Consider the following 14,772-nt stretch of genomic DNA (forward strand, 5'->3'; position numbering starts at 1 on the left):
GGGCGCCTGACGGAGCCCGGCGCGCCGGGCGTGAGCCCCTGTGGCGGCGGGCTTGGCGTCGAGCGCCGGGCCGGCGCCCGGCGGGCCACCGCGTGGTTGGCCGAGCGTCAAGCGCTTTGCCGGTGGCCGGCAGCCCCGCGTGGTCGGCCGAGCGGCAAGCCTCGTGGCGATGGCAGGCGGTCCGCGAGCGGCGGGGGTAGGGCCGACCGCCGCTCAACGGAGCTGAGCAACCTCAGGGCTTGTCCGGTCCGCCTCGCCCGTACAACTCCCGTGCAAGATCCGCCACATGGGCCTGTGCCCGCTGCTGGAGTCCTGGACCGAAGGTGATCCGGGTCGCTCCCATGCGGCCCAGCTCGGCCACGGGGGGCGCGGTCGCGGGAGCGACGACGTTGATCGGGGCGTCCGTCGCGGCCCGCAGCAGCGGCAGATGCTCCGGCGGCGCCAGAATGGGGTAGACGCAGTCCGCGCCCGCCTCGACGTACAGCCGGATGCGGGCGATCGTTTCCGCCGGGTCGCTCCCGCCGCGCAGGTACGTGTCGACGCGGGCGTTCACGAACAGCGCGTCACCCGCCTCCGCCCGGACCTCCGCCAGCCAGTCGGCGTGCCGATGCGGGTCCTTGAGCGTTTCTGTCGCGGCGTCCGTGTCCTCGAGGTTGCAGCCGACCGCGCCCGTGTCGAGGATGCGGGCCACCAGCTCCTTCGGAGGCAGCCCGTAGCCGTCCTCCACGTCCGCGCTCACCGGTACGCCGACGGCCCGGGCGATACGGGCCACGGCCGCGAACATCTCGTCCGCGGGCGTCGCGCCGTCGTCGTAGCCGAGCGAGGCCGAGACACCCGCGCTCGGCGTGGCCAGGGCGGGGAAGCCCGCGTCGGCGAAGGCGCGGGCGCTCGCCGCGTCCCACGGCCCCGGCAGCACGAGCGGATCGTGGGCCGCCCGGCCGTGGTGCAGGGCGCGGAACGTCCCCGTTGCTGCAGTCATCTCGCGTCCTCGCCCTTCGTCGGTGGCTTCTCTTCCGTTCCTGCGTGCTTCCGTTCCTGCGCGCTTCAGTTCTCAGTGCTTCAGCGAACCGGGTGTGTAGTGACCGGGAACCAGGCGGGCGGTCACACCGAAGCGGTTCCAGGCGTTGATGACGGTGATCGCCGAGACGAGATGGGCCAGTTCCGTCTCGTCGAAGTGCTCGGCGGCCTTCGCGAACACCTCGTCGGGCACGAACCCGTCGGTGAGCACCGTCACCGCCTCCGTCAGCTCGAGCGCCGCGATCTCCTTCTCCGTGTAGAAGTGCCGCGACTCCTCCCAGGCGCTGAGTTGCACGATCCGCTCGACCGACTCGCCCGCCGCCAAGGCGTCCTTGCTGTGCATGTCGAGGCAGAAGGCGCAGTGGTTGATCTGCGAGGCGCGGATCTTGACCAGCTCCAGCAGCACCGGGTCGAGGTGCTTCCGGGACGCCTGGTCCAGCCTGACCATGGCCTTGTAGACGTCGGGGGCGAACTCGGTCCAGGCGAGGCGCGGGGTGTGCTCGGCGGCGTGGGGCTCGTTCGGCGTCGTCGATGCCGTCACGGTCGTCGGTGTCGTCCCAGTCGTGGTTGTCGTCATGGTCAAGACCGTACGGCGCAGATGGCGCACGAGTATGGTCCATTTCCATGACGGATTCGTGGGCCAGTTCCAGCGCATTCGGAGCCGATCTGCATCTCGAGCTGCACGGCCCCGGGCTGCGGCAGGGGCTGATGGACGCGCTGCGGGAGGCCGTCCGCACGGGCCGGCTCGCCCCGGGCACGCGGCTGCCGTCGTCCCGTTCGTTCGCCGCCGATCTCGGGATCGCCCGCAATACCGTCGCCGACGCCTACGCCGAGCTCGTGGCCGAGGGCTGGCTCACCGCCCGGCAGGGATCCGGCACCCGGGTGGCCCAGCGGTCCGCGCCGCGCGAGCCCGCGGCGGGCACGGTCGGGGCGCGCCCGCCGCGCGGCCGGCCCACGTACAGCCTGATGCCCGGCAGCCCCGACCTCGCCTCTTTCCCGCGCACGGAGTGGCTCAAGGCCGCACGCCGGGCACTGAGCGCCGCGCCCCACGAGGCGTTCGGCTACGGCGACCCGCGCGGACGCGTCGAGCTGCGGACGGTCCTGGCGGACTACCTGGCGCGGGCACGCGGTGTGTACGCCGCACCGGAGCGCATCGTGATCTGCTCCGGCTTCGTGCACGGACTGATGCTGACGGGGAAGGTGCTGCGGCAGCGGCGGGTACGGGACGTGGCCGTCGAGTCGTACGGCCTCGATGTGCACTGGAACCTGCTGGCCGACGCCGGACTGCGCACCTCGGCGCTGCCCTTCGACGAACTGGGCACGGACACGGCTCCGCTGGGCCGGGGCGAGCTGCGCGGCGTGGGGGCGGTGCTGATGACGCCGGCCCACCAGTTCCCCATCGGCGTCCCGCTCCACCCCGACCGGCGGGCCGCGGCGGTCGACTGGGCTCGCACGACCGGCGGCGTGATCCTCGAGGACGACTACGACGGGGAGTTCCGTTACGACCGCCAGCCCGTCGGCGCACTCCAGGGCCTCGAACCGGAGCATGTCGTCTATCTGGGCACGGCCAGCAAGTCACTCGCTCCCGGCCTGCGGCTGGCCTGGATGGTGCTGCCGCAGGCGATGGTCGGCGAGGTGCTGGAGGCGAAGGGCGGCGTCGACTGGGTGTCGAGCGCGCTGGACCAGCTCACCCTCGCGGAGTTCATCGCGTCCGGCGCGTACGACCGGCACGTCCGCAGGATGCGACTGCGCTACCGGCGCCGCCGCGACGAGCTGGTGCAGCAGCTTGCCGAGCACGCCCCGGGCATCCGGGTGAGCGGCATCGCCGCCGGGCTGCACGCGGTCCTCGAACTGCCGCCCGGCACCGAGCAGTCGGCGTTGCGCGCCGCGGCGTGGCAGGGGTTGGGCGTCGAGCCGGTCAGCCGTTTCCGCCACGAGGACGCGCCGGCCGACCGTGACGCCTTGGTCGTCGGCTACGCGACCCCTCCGGACAGCGCGTGGGACGGCGCGCTCGAGGCGCTGTGCCGGGCTCTGGGGGAGTGACGGACGGCAGGCGCCGCCCGCCGCAGGCCCTCGGGCCTCGGGCCCGCGCGGCAGGTCAGCCGCCGGCCAGCACGGCCCGGATCTGGTCCAGGCCCCAGTCCAGATCCTCCTTGTCGATCACCAGCGGCGGGGCGATCCGGATGGTGGCTCCGTGGGTGTCCTTCACCAGCACCCCCCGGTCCATGAGCTTCTCCGAGAGCTCCCTGCCCGTCCCCAGGCCCGGCGCGATGTCCACACCGGCCCACAGCCCGCGACCGCGCACCGCCGTCAGCAGACCGGCGTCGGTCAACAGCCCCAGCTCGTGGTGGAGATGCTCACCCAGTTCGGCGGCGCGCCGCTGGAACTCCCCGGTGCGCAGCATCGCCATCACCTCCAGGGCCACCGCACAGGCCAGCGGATTCCCGCCGAACGTCGAGCCGTGCTCACCCGGCCTGTGCACCCCGAGCACCTCGGCGGAGGACACCACCGCCGACACCGGCACCACACCGCCGCCGAGCGCCTTGCCGAGCACGTACATGTCCGGCACGACGCCCTCGTGCTCGCAGGCGAACGTCCTGCCCGTACGCCCGAGCCCGGACTGGATCTCGTCCGCGACGAACAGCACGTTCCGCTCGGCGGTGATCCTGCGGACGCCGGGGAGATAACCGGCCGGCGGGACCAGCACGCCCGCCTCGCCCTGGATGGGCTCGAGCAGCACGGCCACCGTGTTCTCCGTGACCGCCGCGTCCATCGCGGTCAGGTCCCCGTACGGAACGATCTCGAACCCCGGGGTGTACGGCCCGTAGTCCGACCTGGCCTCCGGGTCGGTCGAGAAACTGATCAGCGTGGTCGTCCGGCCGTGGAAGTTGTTGGACGCCACCACGATCTTGGCCATGTTGTCCGGCACCCGCTTGACCCGGTAGCCCCACTTGCGGGCGGTCTTCACGGCCGTCTCCACCGCCTCCGCCCCGGTGTTCATGGGCAGGACCATCTCCATGCCGCACAACTCCGCCAGCTGGGCGCAGAAATCCCCGAACCGGTCGTGATGGAAGGCGCGGGAGGTCAGTGTGACCCGCTCCAGCTGTGCCTTCGCCGCCTCGATCAGCCGGCGGTTCCCGTGACCGAAGTTGAGGGCCGAATACCCGGCCAGCAGGTCGAGGAAGCGGCGCCCCTCGACATCGGTCATCCAGGCGCCGTCCGCCGAGGCGACGACAACCGGCAACGGATGGTAGTTGTGCGCGCTGTGCGCCTCGGCGGAGGCGAAGGCGGATGTCGTGGTCGACACGGGCACTCCGATCGATCATCTGGACGGACGGACGGCTGGCCGGTGTGGGGCGCGGGTGACCGTGCCCCTCTCCATCGTCGCGCGCCGCCCGCGGCTCGCAGTGTGGACGGCGCGGCGCGTCGGCACCCCGGCCGCTACTGTGGGCGGCACGCACGGCGACTGGCGTACGGGGAAGCGACCCCGAGGAAGCCGTGCGCGGGTATACGCGCGAGGTGCCGCCCTCCCCCGTGGCCTTCGGCACGGGAGGTGCCCCCAGGCACCCCGAGGACCACGGCCGACGACACGGATCGCCCCGGAGGACCACTTCCATGACCCTTCCCCTCTCCCACCCCGCACTGGCCTCGACCGACCCGGAGCTCGCCGCTCTCGTCGGTGCGGAGGAGCAACTCCAGGCCGACACGCTGCGGCTCATCCCCAGCGAGAACTACGTCTCGCGGGCCGTGCTGGAGGCCTCGGGCACCGTCCTGCAGAACAAGTACAGCGAGGGCTACGCCGGCCGCCGGTACTACGAGGGCCAGCAGAACATCGACCAGGTCGAGCGGCTCGCCGTCGCCCGCGCCAAGTCGCTCTTCGGCGTCGAGCACGCCAACGTCCAGCCCTACTCCGGCTCCCCGGCCAACCTCGCCGTGTACCTCGCCTTCGCCGAGCCCGGCGACACCGTGATGGGCATGGCCCTGCCGATGGGCGGCCACCTCACCCACGGCTGGGGCGTCTCCGCCACCGGCAAGTGGTTCCGCGGCGTCCAGTACGGCGTACGCCAGGACACCGGGCTCATCGACTTCGACGAGGTGCGCGCACTCGCTCTCGAGGAACGGCCCAAGGTCATCTTCTGCGGCGGCACCGCGCTGCCGCGCACCATCGACTTCGCTGCGTTCGCGGAGATCGCCAAGGAGGCCGGCGCCGTGCTGGTCGCCGATGTCGCCCACATCGCCGGGCTGATCGCGGGCGGCGCCCACCCCTCGCCCGTGCCGCACGCCGACGTCATCTCCACCACCACCCACAAGACCCTGCGCGGCCCGCGCGGCGCGATGCTGATGTCCCGCGAGGAGCACGCCAAGGCGATCGACAAGGCGGTCTTCCCGGGACTCCAGGGCGGCCCGCACAACCAGACCACCGCCGCCATCGCGGTCGCCCTGCACGAGGCTTCCCGGCCGTCTTTCCGCGACTACGCCGCCCAAGTCGTCGCCAATGCCAAGGCGCTGGCCGAGGAACTGCTGGCCCGCGGCTTCGACCTGGTCTCCGGAGGCACCGACAACCATCTGATCCTGATGGACCTCACCTCCAAGGACGTCCCCGGCAAGGTGGCGGCCAAGGCCCTCGACCGGGCCGGGATCGTCGTCAACTACAACACCGTCCCCTACGACCCGAGGAAGCCGTTCGACCCGTCGGGCATCCGTATCGGCACTCCTTCCCTGACGTCCCGCGGCCTCGGCACGGAGCACATGGCAGCCGTCGCCGAGTGGATCGACCGGGGCATCACGGCCGCCGGCAAGGGCGAGGAGGACACGCTCGCCGCGATCCGGGCCGAGGTGGCCGAGCTCATGGCCGCCTACCCCGCACCGGGCCTGACCGCCTGACCCATGACCGCCGGACGACCCTGACGGCCGGGCGGTGCCTCCGGCCGTCCGGCAGTCAGCGGCGCGGGACCGGGGCGCGGGGGTGCCGCGGTTGCCGGACGGCGGCCGCGGCACCGGCCCGCCAAGGGGGCGGAGGGCCAGGGATGCACCGGCGGCCGGAGATCGGTTCCGTACCTGAGAGAATGAGGAACATGGCCTCATCCCGACCCCGCGCGCTCTCCGGTATCCAGCCCACCGCCGGTTCGTTCCACCTCGGGAACTACCTCGGTGCCATCCGCCAGTACGTGGCGCTGCAAGAAACCCACGACGCGTTCTACATGGTCGTGGACCTGCATGCGATCACCGTGCCGCAGGATCCGGCGGAGCTGCGTGCGAACACCCGACTCGCCGCGGCCCAGCTGCTCGCGGCCGGCCTCGACCCCGAGCGCTGCACGCTCTTCGTCCAGAGCCACGTCCCGGAGCACGCACAGCTCGGCTGGGTCATGAACTGCCTCACCGGCTTCGGCGAGGCCTCCCGCATGACCCAGTTCAAGGACAAGTCCGCCAAGCAGGGCGCCGACCGTGCCACCGTCGGTCTCTTCACGTACCCGATCCTGCAGGTCGCGGACATCCTGCTGTACCAGGCGGACGCCGTGCCGGTCGGCGAGGACCAGCGCCAGCACGTCGAGCTCACCCGCGACCTCGCGGAGCGTTTCAACGGCCGCTTCGGCAAGACGTTCACCGTCCCGGCCCCGTACATCGTGAAGGAGGTCGCCAAGATCTACGACCTCCAGGACCCGACGATCAAGATGAGCAAGTCGGCCTCGACGCCCAAGGGCCTGATCAACCTGCTCGACGAGCCGAAGACCACCGCGAAGAAGGTCAAGAGCGCGGTCACCGACACGGACACGGTGATCCGCTTCGACGCGCAGGAGAAGCCGGGCGTCAGCAACCTGCTCACCATCTACTCCACCCTCACGGGTACGACCGTGGCCGATCTGGAGCAGAAGTACGAGGGCAAGGGCTACGGTGCGCTCAAGACGGACCTCGCCGAGGTGATGGTGGACTTCGTCACACCGTTCAGGGCCCGTACGCAGGAATACCTGGACGACACAGAGACGCTGGACTCGATCCTGGCCAAGGGCGCGGAGAAGGCCCGTTCTGTGGCCGCGGAGACCCTGGCGGACACTTACGACAAGTTGGGATTCGTCCCCGCGAAGCACTGAACCGCGAAGAGTCCGAAGACCTGTGTCCAAGGACTCTGGCCACAAAGAGGGTGCAGCCGCCACACTGGCGGCTGCAGACCCTTGTCGATCCGACCGATCCCATCCGTACCGACACCCTGAGGAGAACGACGTGGGGACCGTAACGCTCGGCGTTTCGATCGCGGTCCCGGAGCCCTACGGCAGCCAGCTCCAGGAGCGGCGCGCGGGCTTCGGGGATCCCGCCGCGCACGGCATTCCGACCCACGTCACCCTTCTGCCGCCCACCGAGGTCGACTCCGCGCTGCTCCCCGCCGTGGAGACGCATCTGACGGCCGTCGCCGCGGTCGGCCGGCCGTTCCCGATGCGGCTGTCCGGCACCGGCACCTTCCGTCCGCTGTCGCCCGTCGTCTTCGTCCAGGTCGTGGAGGGCGGCGCCGCCTGCACGTGGCTGCAGAAGCGGGTGCGGGACGCCTCCGGGCCGCTGGTGCGCGAGCTGCAGTTCCCTTACCACCCGCACGTCACGGTGGCGCACGGCATCTCCGAGGAGGCGATGGACCGCGCGTACGAGGAGCTCTCCGAGTACGCGGCGGCCTGGACCTGTGCGTCGTTCGCCCTCTACGAACAGGGCGCGGACGCCGTGTGGCGCAAGCTCAGCACGTACACCTTCGGAGGCATCTCCGGCGTGCCCCCGCAGGGCACCCCCGTCGACGAGCACGCCACCACCCTCTGAGCTTCCCGAGAACTTCCGCGGCTGCTCCTGGCTCCCCGGGCCGTGCGAGGCGCCCCTCCGCAGCGGACGGTGATCTCCCGGCAAGTCGCCGGCCTGCGGAGGGTCACGGCGGGTAGGCGTAGCGTATGGACTGGCTGATCAAGCTTCCCGTCGTCGGCCCCCTCGTTCAGCGGCTGATGCGCACCCATGCGTGGCGGTCGTACGAGACGCTCGACCGGGTCCACTGGACGCGCCTTGCCGCTGCGATCACGTTCCTCAGTTTTCTGGCGCTCTTCCCGCTGATCACCGTTGCCGCGGCGATCGTCGCCGCGACGCTCGACCAGCAGGCGCTGGCCAAGCTGGACGAGCAGCTCTCCGACCAGGTCCCGGGTATTTCCGACCAGCTCGACATCAACGGTCTGGTCGCCAACGCGGGCACGGTCGGGGTCGTCGCCGGTGCGCTGCTGCTGCTCATGGGTGTCGGCTGGGTCGGGTCGATGCGCGAATGCCTGCGGGCGGTGTGGGAGCTCGACGACGTGGACGAGGGCAATCCCGTGGTCCGCAAGGTCAAGGACGTGGGCGTGCTCGCCGGTCTCGGCGGCATCGGCCTGGCGTCGTTCGCCGCCTCCGCCCTCGGCTCGACCACGGTCGGCTGGACCGCCGACCGGCTGGGCCTCGAGGACGGCGGGATCGGCGGAGTGCTGTTGCAGGTCGCCGCGCTCGCGGTGGGTGTTGTCGCGAACTTCCTGGTCCTGCTCTACGCGCTGACCCTGCTGCCAGGGGTGCAGCCGCCGCGTCGGCGCCTTGTGGTGGCCGCGCTGATCGGCGCTGTCGGGTTCGAGCTGCTCAAGCTGCTGCTCGGCGGTTACATCAGCGGCGTCGCGTCGCGAAGCATGTACGGCGCGTTCGGCGTCCCGATCGCGTTGCTGCTGTGGATCAACTTCACGGCCAAGCTGCTGCTGTTCTGCGCCGCCTGGACGGCGACGCAGCACAGCGACGGCGAAGCGAGCAGCAGTGCCGGCGAGCCGGAGAGCAGTGGCGGTGATCAGCCCGCCGTGGCCGCTACTGACCCGGTCCGCGACGCGCCCGGTCGGGCAGCGGCCAGCGGCGCTTGACCAGGAACACGGCGGTCGCAAGGGCCATCAGCACGGCGCCGCCGACGCTCAGCGCGATGCTCAGGCCGCTGGAGCCGGTCTGCGAGGCGGCGACCGGATTCGCGGCGTCGGCCTTGCGGTCCTCGTCGTCCTTGACCGCCTCCGTGTCGTTTGCCGACTCGGCCGACCTCGGCGGCACCAGCTCGCCGACGGGTGTCACCTTGCCGGCCGCGGAGAAGCCCCAGTCGAGCAGCCGGCCGGCCTCCTTGTAGACGGCCAGGCTCTCTCCCGAGTCGGGGTGCATGACGGTGACCAGCAGCACCTTGCCGTTGCGTTCCGCGACGCCGGTGAAGGTGGAGCCTGCCTGGGTGGTGCTGCCGTTCTTCACGCCGGCGATGCCCTTGTAGGGGGTGATGCCGTTCGCGCCGGTGAGTAGGCGGTTGGTGTTCTCGATCTTGAACGTTCCCCGCTTCTCGCCCTCCTTCTGCTCGCCGGGGAAGTCGGCGCTCACCGTCGAGCAGTACTCGCGGAAGTCCTTCTTCTGCATGCCGCTGCGGGCGATCAGCATCAGGTCGTACGCGGAGGAGACCTGGCCGGGGGCGTCGTAGCCGTCGGGGGAGACGACCGTGGTGTCGAGTGCCTGCAGCTCCTCGGCGTGCTCCTGCATGTCCTTGACCGTCTGGTCGATGCCGTTGTTCATCGCCGACAGGACGTGGACGGCGTCGTTGCCCGAGCGCAGGAAGACGCCCAGCCACAGGTCGTGGACCGAGTAGGTGTGGTTCTCCTTGAGTCCGACGAGGCTGCTGCCCGCGCCGACGTCGGCGAGTTCCTCGGGGGCGACCTTGTGGACGGTGGTCTTCGGCAGCTTCGGCAGGAGGGTGTCCGCGAAGAGCATCTTCATGGTCGACGCCGGGGGCAGCCGCCAGTGTGCGTTGTGGGAGGCGAGCACCTCACCGCTCTCGGCGTCCGCGACGATCCAGGACCGGCCGCTGACGTCCTTGGGGAGCACGGGCGCGCCGGGGCCGAGCCTGACCTGGGTGCCCGGTTTGGCGAGCTGGAGGCCGCCGACCGAGGACATGCGCGCCGGAGGTTTCGGCTTCTTCCGGTCCGGGTTGTTGTCGTGCGTGGCCGCGAGTGCGGGGCCTGCGGCCAGTGCGGGCAGCAACGCGGCGGCGAGGACCGTCGACGCCGTCCTTCGCGCGGTGGTTTTCAGAGCAGACACGCACGAGAACGTACAGGGCCGCGTAGAAAATATGGAGATCGTATTGAAGGCTCGCCGGGACTGACGCCAGGACAGCCCACCCCGCAGGACCCGGTCGGAGGACGGACGCGATACTTGGTTCATGAAGCTCAGCCGTTCCGTCTCCTGGTTCCTACTCGCGTTCGGGGTGTGGAGCTGGTTCATCTGGGTCTCTTTCATCAGGAACTTGTGGAAGGACGCCAGCGGGCTCGCCTTCGACGACGCGGGCGACCCGACGGGTTACTTCTGGGTCCATCTGCTGCTCGCTGTCACCTCCCTGGTTCTGGGGACGGTCATCGGCGTCATCGGGTTGCGTGGTGTACGGGCGTTGCGCCGTGAGCGCAGGTAGGGGCAGGTCGTGGCGGCAGTCGTCGTGCTCGTGATTCTTCTGGTCGTTGCCCTGCTCGCCGGGGTCCATTGGTACGTGTGGCGGAGGCTCGTCCGCGACACGACCGCGCGGGGCGGTACGGCCCGCAGGCTCGGCACGGCCGCGATCTGGCTGCTGCCGCTGCTGTCCGTCGCGGCCCTCACTTCGGGCCGGGTCGGAGCGCCGTTCTGGCTGGAACGGGTGCTGGCATGGCCCGGTTACCTGTGGCTGGCGGTGCTGCTCTACCTGGTCCTGGCGCTGCTGGTCGGCGAGGGGGTGAGCCCCCTGCTGCGCAGGGTCCTGGACCGCCGCGCGTCGGCTGCCACCGGACCCAGGAGCGAGGCCGGCGAGCCCTCGAACCCGTCCGGCACCGGCCCGGCCGCGTCCGCCCCGTTGGGCGGCACGTCGGCCGTGAGGGGCACGGGCGAGCACGCCGGGCCCCATGGGACCCCCGTCTCGCGGGAGGCGGGCGGCGCTGCGCACGGGGTGCGTTCCGCAGTCGCCGTCGACATCGCCCCTGACGGGGCCGCGGCAGCCTCCGCAGACCGTGCCGGACACCCGGCCTCCGAACCGGCCGCAGCGCACGGCTCCGTCGCTTCCGGAGGTGCCTCGGGCGTGAGCGGGGCGCGCGAGGACGCCGGCCCCGACATGGCTGCCGCTTCCTCCGGTGACGAGGGCGCCCCGGCCGAGGCCGATCCCTCGCCGACACCCGGCGACGCCAACCCCGAGCGTCCCCGAGGCGGGCCCGCCGCAGGCGTGTCGCGGCGGCTGTTCGTCTCGCGAGTCGTCGGCGGCGCGGCGGCCGCCGCCGCGCTCGGGACCGTCGGGTACGGCACCTACGGCGTGCTCCGGGGCCCCCGCGTCAAGCGCGTCACCGTTCCGCTCGCCAAGCTCCCGCGCGCCGCCCACGGTTACCGGATCGCCGTCGTCAGCGACATCCACCTCGGGCCGATCCTCGGCCGGGCTCATACGCAGCGCATCGTCGACTCCATCAACGCCGCCCAGCCGGACCTCGTCGCCGTCGTCGGCGACCTCGTCGACGGTTCGGTCGCGGACCTCGGTTCCGCGGCCGAGCCGCTCGCGCAGCTCCGCTCCCGGCACGGCTCGTTCTTCGTCACCGGCAATCACGAGTACTTCTCCGGCGCCGACGAGTGGGTCGACCACGTCCGCGAGCTGGGCCTGCGCCCCCTGCGCAACGAGCGCGTCGAGATCGCGGGGGGCTTCGACCTCGCCGGGGTCGACGACGTGGCGGGCGAGAGCGAAGGCCACGGGCCGGACTTCGTGAAGGCGCTCGGCGACCGCGACCGCACCCGCGCCGCCGTGCTCCTCGCACATCAGCCCGTCGTCATCCACGACGCCGTCGAGCAGGGCGTGGACCTCCAGTTGTCCGGCCACACGCACGGCGGCCAGCTCTGGCCCGGCAACCACCTCGCCGAGCTGGCCAATCCCACCGTCGCCGGCCTGGAACGCTACGGCGACACCCAGTTGTACGTGACCCGGGGCGCGGGCGCGTGGGGCCCGCCGGTGCGGGTCGGGGCGGCGTCCGACATCACCCTCGTGCAACTGGCGTCGCGCCAGGCGTAAGACGGTCCGGCGGCTCATGACGGGGTCGTGAACCGCCGGTCAGCTCTTCTTGCGGGCGGCCACGGTCTCCGCCATGCCGGGCAGGAAGTCCGTGAAGAGCTCGTGCACCTCGCGGACCAGCGGACGCAGTACCCGGAAGCGGGCGAGTGCCACGCCCCGGGCGGTCAGCCGGGCCCCGCGCTCGGCGAGGCGCCTGCTGCGCTCGCTGCCTTCCGACCGGTCGAAGACCCAGTACAGGACCAAGCCCATCTGGGAGAGCCACATCAACTCGGGGAGAACCTCCCGGAGTTCCTCCGCCACCTTGGACTTCGAGCCCGCCAGCACCTCCCGGTGGACGTCGATGGCCGCCTCCCGGGCGTGCTCCGACTCGGGGGAGAAGGGGCTGAGCGGGCTCTCCGGGTCGGCCGCGTTCTTGAAGAACTGCGCCGCGAACTCGTGGTACGGCGCGGCGATGTCCAGCCAGGCCTTCAGAACCCCGGCCATCCGTGCCTCGAGGTCCGTCTCCTTGTCCAGTACGGGACGGACCGCCGCCTGGTGCTCGGCGGCGATCCGGTCGTAGAAGCCCTGGACGAGATGTTCCTTGGAGCCGAAGTAGTAGTACGCGTTCCCTACCGAGACACCGGCCTCCTTGGCGATGGCCCGCATCGTCGTCTTGTCGTAGCCGCGCTCCTGGAAGAGCCGGAGCGCGGTCTCGAGGATGAGCGTGCGGGTCTGCTCGCTCTTGGGGGCCTTCGCGTCGGTCGGGTCGTTCGCTGCAGTCACGGTGACCGAGCCTAGTCGGGTACCGCGCACCGGTCGTCGCAGGGAGCCGCGGTCGGCGCCCCCTTCACGGCCTCGCGGTACTTGGCCGCCGCGAGCAACGTGACGCGGACGAAGGGGGCGCCGGCCGGGGTAGCGAGCCAGTGGGCCTTGGGCCGGTGTTCCGCCAGGGCCCACAGGCACACGATCCAGGCGGCCTGACCGGTGTAGACCTGGCCTTTGTCGCCGATGACGGTGATCTCGCGCCGGGTCATGCCGTGGTCGAGATGCGGATAGCGCCTCCGCGCCTCCGCCGACCCGGCGGGAACCAGCTCCAGGGGTACGAGCTGGGGCTGCCGCAGCAGCCAGCTCCGGAGATGGACGCAGAGGGAGCACTCGGCGTCGTACAGGACGGTCAGCTTGCGCACCGTCCCGGGGGCTGCGGGCCGTGCGGGGGCGATCATCGCGCTCACGCTCCGGCGGGGCGGGTGGCGGGCGCGCTCCAGGGTCCGGGGCCCGTCTGAGGGGTCCATGCCTGCGGCGGGACCGGCGGGGTCTGCTTCCGCTCCATCACGCTGCGGCGGCGGATCTTGTTGAGCACGTAGACGTTGCCGAGGTGCATCACGCCGAGGACGAGCAGGACCACTCCGATCTTGACCGACAGGGCCTCGAAGAGGCCCCGTGTCTCCGTGACGGCGTCGGCGGTCTTGAGGTAGAGCGCGACGAATCCGAGGTTCACCAGGTAGAAGCCGACCACCAGCAGGTGGTTCACGGCGTCGGCGAGCTTCTCGTTCCCCTTGAGTACGTCGGCGAGAAAGATCCGGCCGTTCTTGGTGAGGGTGCGAGCGACCCAGACGGTGAGACCGACGCTGATCAGCAGGTAGGCGACGTACGTGACAACAGTGAGGTCCATGCCCCACCCTCCCTTGAACGTGTTCAAAAGCTGGTAGGTGTGACTGTAGACCTCCTTTTGAACATGTTCAAGCGTTGGGGGGAGGGCGGGAGAAATGGAGGGGCGAGCCTGGAGCCCGGCCCGTAAAGTCCGCTCCATGACACTCACTTACGATCAGACCGGCCAGGGCCCCGACGTCGTCCTGCTCCACTCGACCGTCTGCGACCGGCGCATGTGGGACGCCCACTGGCAGGCGCTGGTGGAAGCCGGGCACCGGGTCGTGCGCTGCGACTTCCGGGGCTTCGGTGACACGCCCCCTGAGACCGGTCCCTACGACGACGCCGACGACGTCCTCGAACTCCTGGACACCCTCGGCGTGGAGCGGGCCACGCTGATCGGCGCGTCGTACGGAGGCCGGGTGGCGCTGGAGGCCGCCGCGCGCAGCCCGCAGCGGGTCGGGGGACTGCTGCTGCTCTGTCCCGACCGGCCCGGGCACCGCCCCGGCCCGCAACTGGTCGCTTTCGCCGAGCGGGAGAACGAACTGTTCGAAGCCGGCGACATCGAGGGGGCGGTGGAGCTGAACGTCTCCACCTGGCTCGGGCCCCAGGCCGACGAGACGGTGCGGGACGCCGTGCGGCGGATGCAGCGGCACGCGTTCGAGGTGCAGCTCGCGGCCGAGAAAGCGGCCGAGCAGGCGGCCGAGGAAGCCGCCGACGATGCAGCAGGAGCGGACGGCGCGGACGGCGGGGCCGAAGTCCCCGCGGCCGAGGCCGACTCCGCGCCGGAGCCCCCCGGCCTGTCCCGCATCCAGGCGCCCTGTTTTGTTGTTTCGGGCGCACACGACCTGGAGGACTTTCGGCAGATCGCGGCCGGCCTGCCGGCCGAACTGCCCGGCGCTCGGCACCTGGAGCTGCCCTGGGCCGGGCACCTGCCGAGTCTGGAACGGCCTCGGGAGATCACGGCCTTGATGACCGGATTCCTCGCCGAGCACCCGGCGCGGCCGACCGCGCGCGCCTCCTAGCGCGTCTCCTCCGAGAGCCTGTCGGCCCCGCGTCACCCGGGT

General features: G+C 71.3%; 15 protein-coding genes. 8 read left to right on the forward strand and 7 right to left on the reverse strand.

Annotated features, from left to right (window positions below; all coding sequences use genetic code 11):
- Nucleotides 1-232 precede the first annotated feature (232 nt).
- Nucleotides 233-979, reverse strand: coding sequence for an isocitrate lyase/phosphoenolpyruvate mutase family protein (locus ACIQ7Q_RS01630; protein WP_403855130.1), 747 nt, complete (start codon nucleotides 977-979; stop codon nucleotides 233-235).
- 72 nt (nucleotides 980-1,051) lie between these two features.
- Nucleotides 1,052-1,594, reverse strand: coding sequence for a carboxymuconolactone decarboxylase family protein (locus ACIQ7Q_RS01635; protein ID WP_403855132.1), 543 nt, complete (start codon nucleotides 1,592-1,594; stop codon nucleotides 1,052-1,054).
- A gap of 47 nt (nucleotides 1,595-1,641) precedes the next feature.
- Here ACIQ7Q_RS01635 and ACIQ7Q_RS01640 point away from each other — a divergent pair, with 47 nt between their 5' ends.
- Entirely contained in the window at nucleotides 1,642-3,060 is a 1,419-nt protein-coding gene (locus ACIQ7Q_RS01640; RefSeq protein ID WP_403855134.1) for a PLP-dependent aminotransferase family protein, read from the forward strand.
- 55 nt (nucleotides 3,061-3,115) lie between these two features.
- Here ACIQ7Q_RS01640 and rocD read toward each other — a convergent pair whose 3' ends face one another.
- Entirely contained in the window at nucleotides 3,116-4,324 is a 1,209-nt protein-coding gene (gene rocD, locus ACIQ7Q_RS01645) for an ornithine--oxo-acid transaminase (RefSeq protein ID WP_403855136.1), read from the reverse strand.
- A gap of 308 nt (nucleotides 4,325-4,632) precedes the next feature.
- Here rocD and glyA point away from each other — a divergent pair, with 308 nt between their 5' ends.
- From glyA to ACIQ7Q_RS01665, 4 genes are all read left to right on the forward strand, one after another.
- Nucleotides 4,633-5,901 (forward strand): serine hydroxymethyltransferase, encoded by a 1,269-nt coding sequence (gene glyA, locus ACIQ7Q_RS01650; RefSeq protein ID WP_403855138.1) that lies wholly within the window; start codon nucleotides 4,633-4,635, stop codon nucleotides 5,899-5,901.
- Between the two features lie 191 nt (nucleotides 5,902-6,092).
- The gene (gene trpS, locus ACIQ7Q_RS01655; protein WP_403855140.1) at nucleotides 6,093-7,106 is read left to right on the forward strand and encodes a tryptophan--tRNA ligase; all 1,014 of its coding nucleotides are present in this window, start codon (nucleotides 6,093-6,095) and stop codon (nucleotides 7,104-7,106) included.
- 130 nt (nucleotides 7,107-7,236) lie between these two features.
- Entirely contained in the window at nucleotides 7,237-7,815 is a 579-nt protein-coding gene (locus ACIQ7Q_RS01660) for a 2'-5' RNA ligase family protein (RefSeq protein ID WP_403855142.1), read from the forward strand.
- Between the two features lie 125 nt (nucleotides 7,816-7,940).
- A complete protein-coding gene (locus tag ACIQ7Q_RS01665; RefSeq protein ID WP_403855143.1) occupies nucleotides 7,941-8,909 on the forward strand; it encodes a YihY/virulence factor BrkB family protein in 969 nt (322 codons plus the stop codon).
- Here the strand turns inward: ACIQ7Q_RS01665 and ACIQ7Q_RS01670 are convergent.
- Complete coding sequence (locus tag ACIQ7Q_RS01670; protein WP_403855145.1) at nucleotides 8,857-10,110, reverse strand: D-alanyl-D-alanine carboxypeptidase family protein; 1,254 nt, start codon at nucleotides 10,108-10,110, stop codon at nucleotides 8,857-8,859. The two genes, ACIQ7Q_RS01665 and ACIQ7Q_RS01670, sit on opposite strands and share 53 nt — an antisense overlap.
- 121 nt (nucleotides 10,111-10,231) lie before the next feature.
- Here ACIQ7Q_RS01670 and ACIQ7Q_RS01675 point away from each other — a divergent pair, with 121 nt between their 5' ends.
- Both ACIQ7Q_RS01675 and ACIQ7Q_RS01680 read left to right on the forward strand, forming a co-directional pair.
- A complete protein-coding gene (locus tag ACIQ7Q_RS01675) occupies nucleotides 10,232-10,477 on the forward strand; it encodes an SCO4848 family membrane protein (protein ID WP_356639270.1) in 246 nt (81 codons plus the stop codon).
- A 9-nt stretch (nucleotides 10,478-10,486) separates the two neighbouring features.
- Nucleotides 10,487-12,079: a metallophosphoesterase gene (locus tag ACIQ7Q_RS01680; protein WP_403855147.1), complete on the forward strand. Its 1,593-nt coding sequence runs from the start codon at nucleotides 10,487-10,489 to the stop codon at nucleotides 12,077-12,079.
- A gap of 39 nt (nucleotides 12,080-12,118) precedes the next feature.
- Here ACIQ7Q_RS01680 and ACIQ7Q_RS01685 read toward each other — a convergent pair whose 3' ends face one another.
- The 3 genes from ACIQ7Q_RS01685 to ACIQ7Q_RS01695 are packed head-to-tail and all read right to left on the reverse strand — an operon-like array spanning nucleotide 12,119 to nucleotide 13,730.
- Complete coding sequence (locus ACIQ7Q_RS01685; protein WP_403855149.1) at nucleotides 12,119-12,841, reverse strand: TetR/AcrR family transcriptional regulator; 723 nt, start codon at nucleotides 12,839-12,841, stop codon at nucleotides 12,119-12,121.
- A gap of 11 nt (nucleotides 12,842-12,852) precedes the next feature.
- Nucleotides 12,853-13,281 (reverse strand): thiol-disulfide oxidoreductase DCC family protein, encoded by a 429-nt coding sequence (locus ACIQ7Q_RS01690; RefSeq protein ID WP_403855151.1) that lies wholly within the window; start codon nucleotides 13,279-13,281, stop codon nucleotides 12,853-12,855.
- Nucleotides 13,282-13,286: 5 nt separating this feature from the next.
- On the reverse strand, nucleotides 13,287-13,730 hold the full coding sequence (locus ACIQ7Q_RS01695; protein WP_403855153.1) for a hypothetical protein: 444 nt from the start codon (nucleotides 13,728-13,730) through the stop codon (nucleotides 13,287-13,289).
- 136 nt (nucleotides 13,731-13,866) lie between these two features.
- Between ACIQ7Q_RS01695 and ACIQ7Q_RS01700 the strand changes: the two genes are divergently transcribed.
- Nucleotides 13,867-14,730 (forward strand): alpha/beta fold hydrolase, encoded by an 864-nt coding sequence (locus ACIQ7Q_RS01700; RefSeq protein WP_403855155.1) that lies wholly within the window; start codon nucleotides 13,867-13,869, stop codon nucleotides 14,728-14,730.
- The last annotated feature ends 42 nt before the right edge of the window (nucleotides 14,731-14,772 follow it).

This window comes from Streptomyces sp. NPDC096176 (genome assembly GCF_044763255.1).
Taxonomy (GTDB): Bacteria; Actinomycetota; Actinomycetes; order Streptomycetales; family Streptomycetaceae; genus Streptomyces.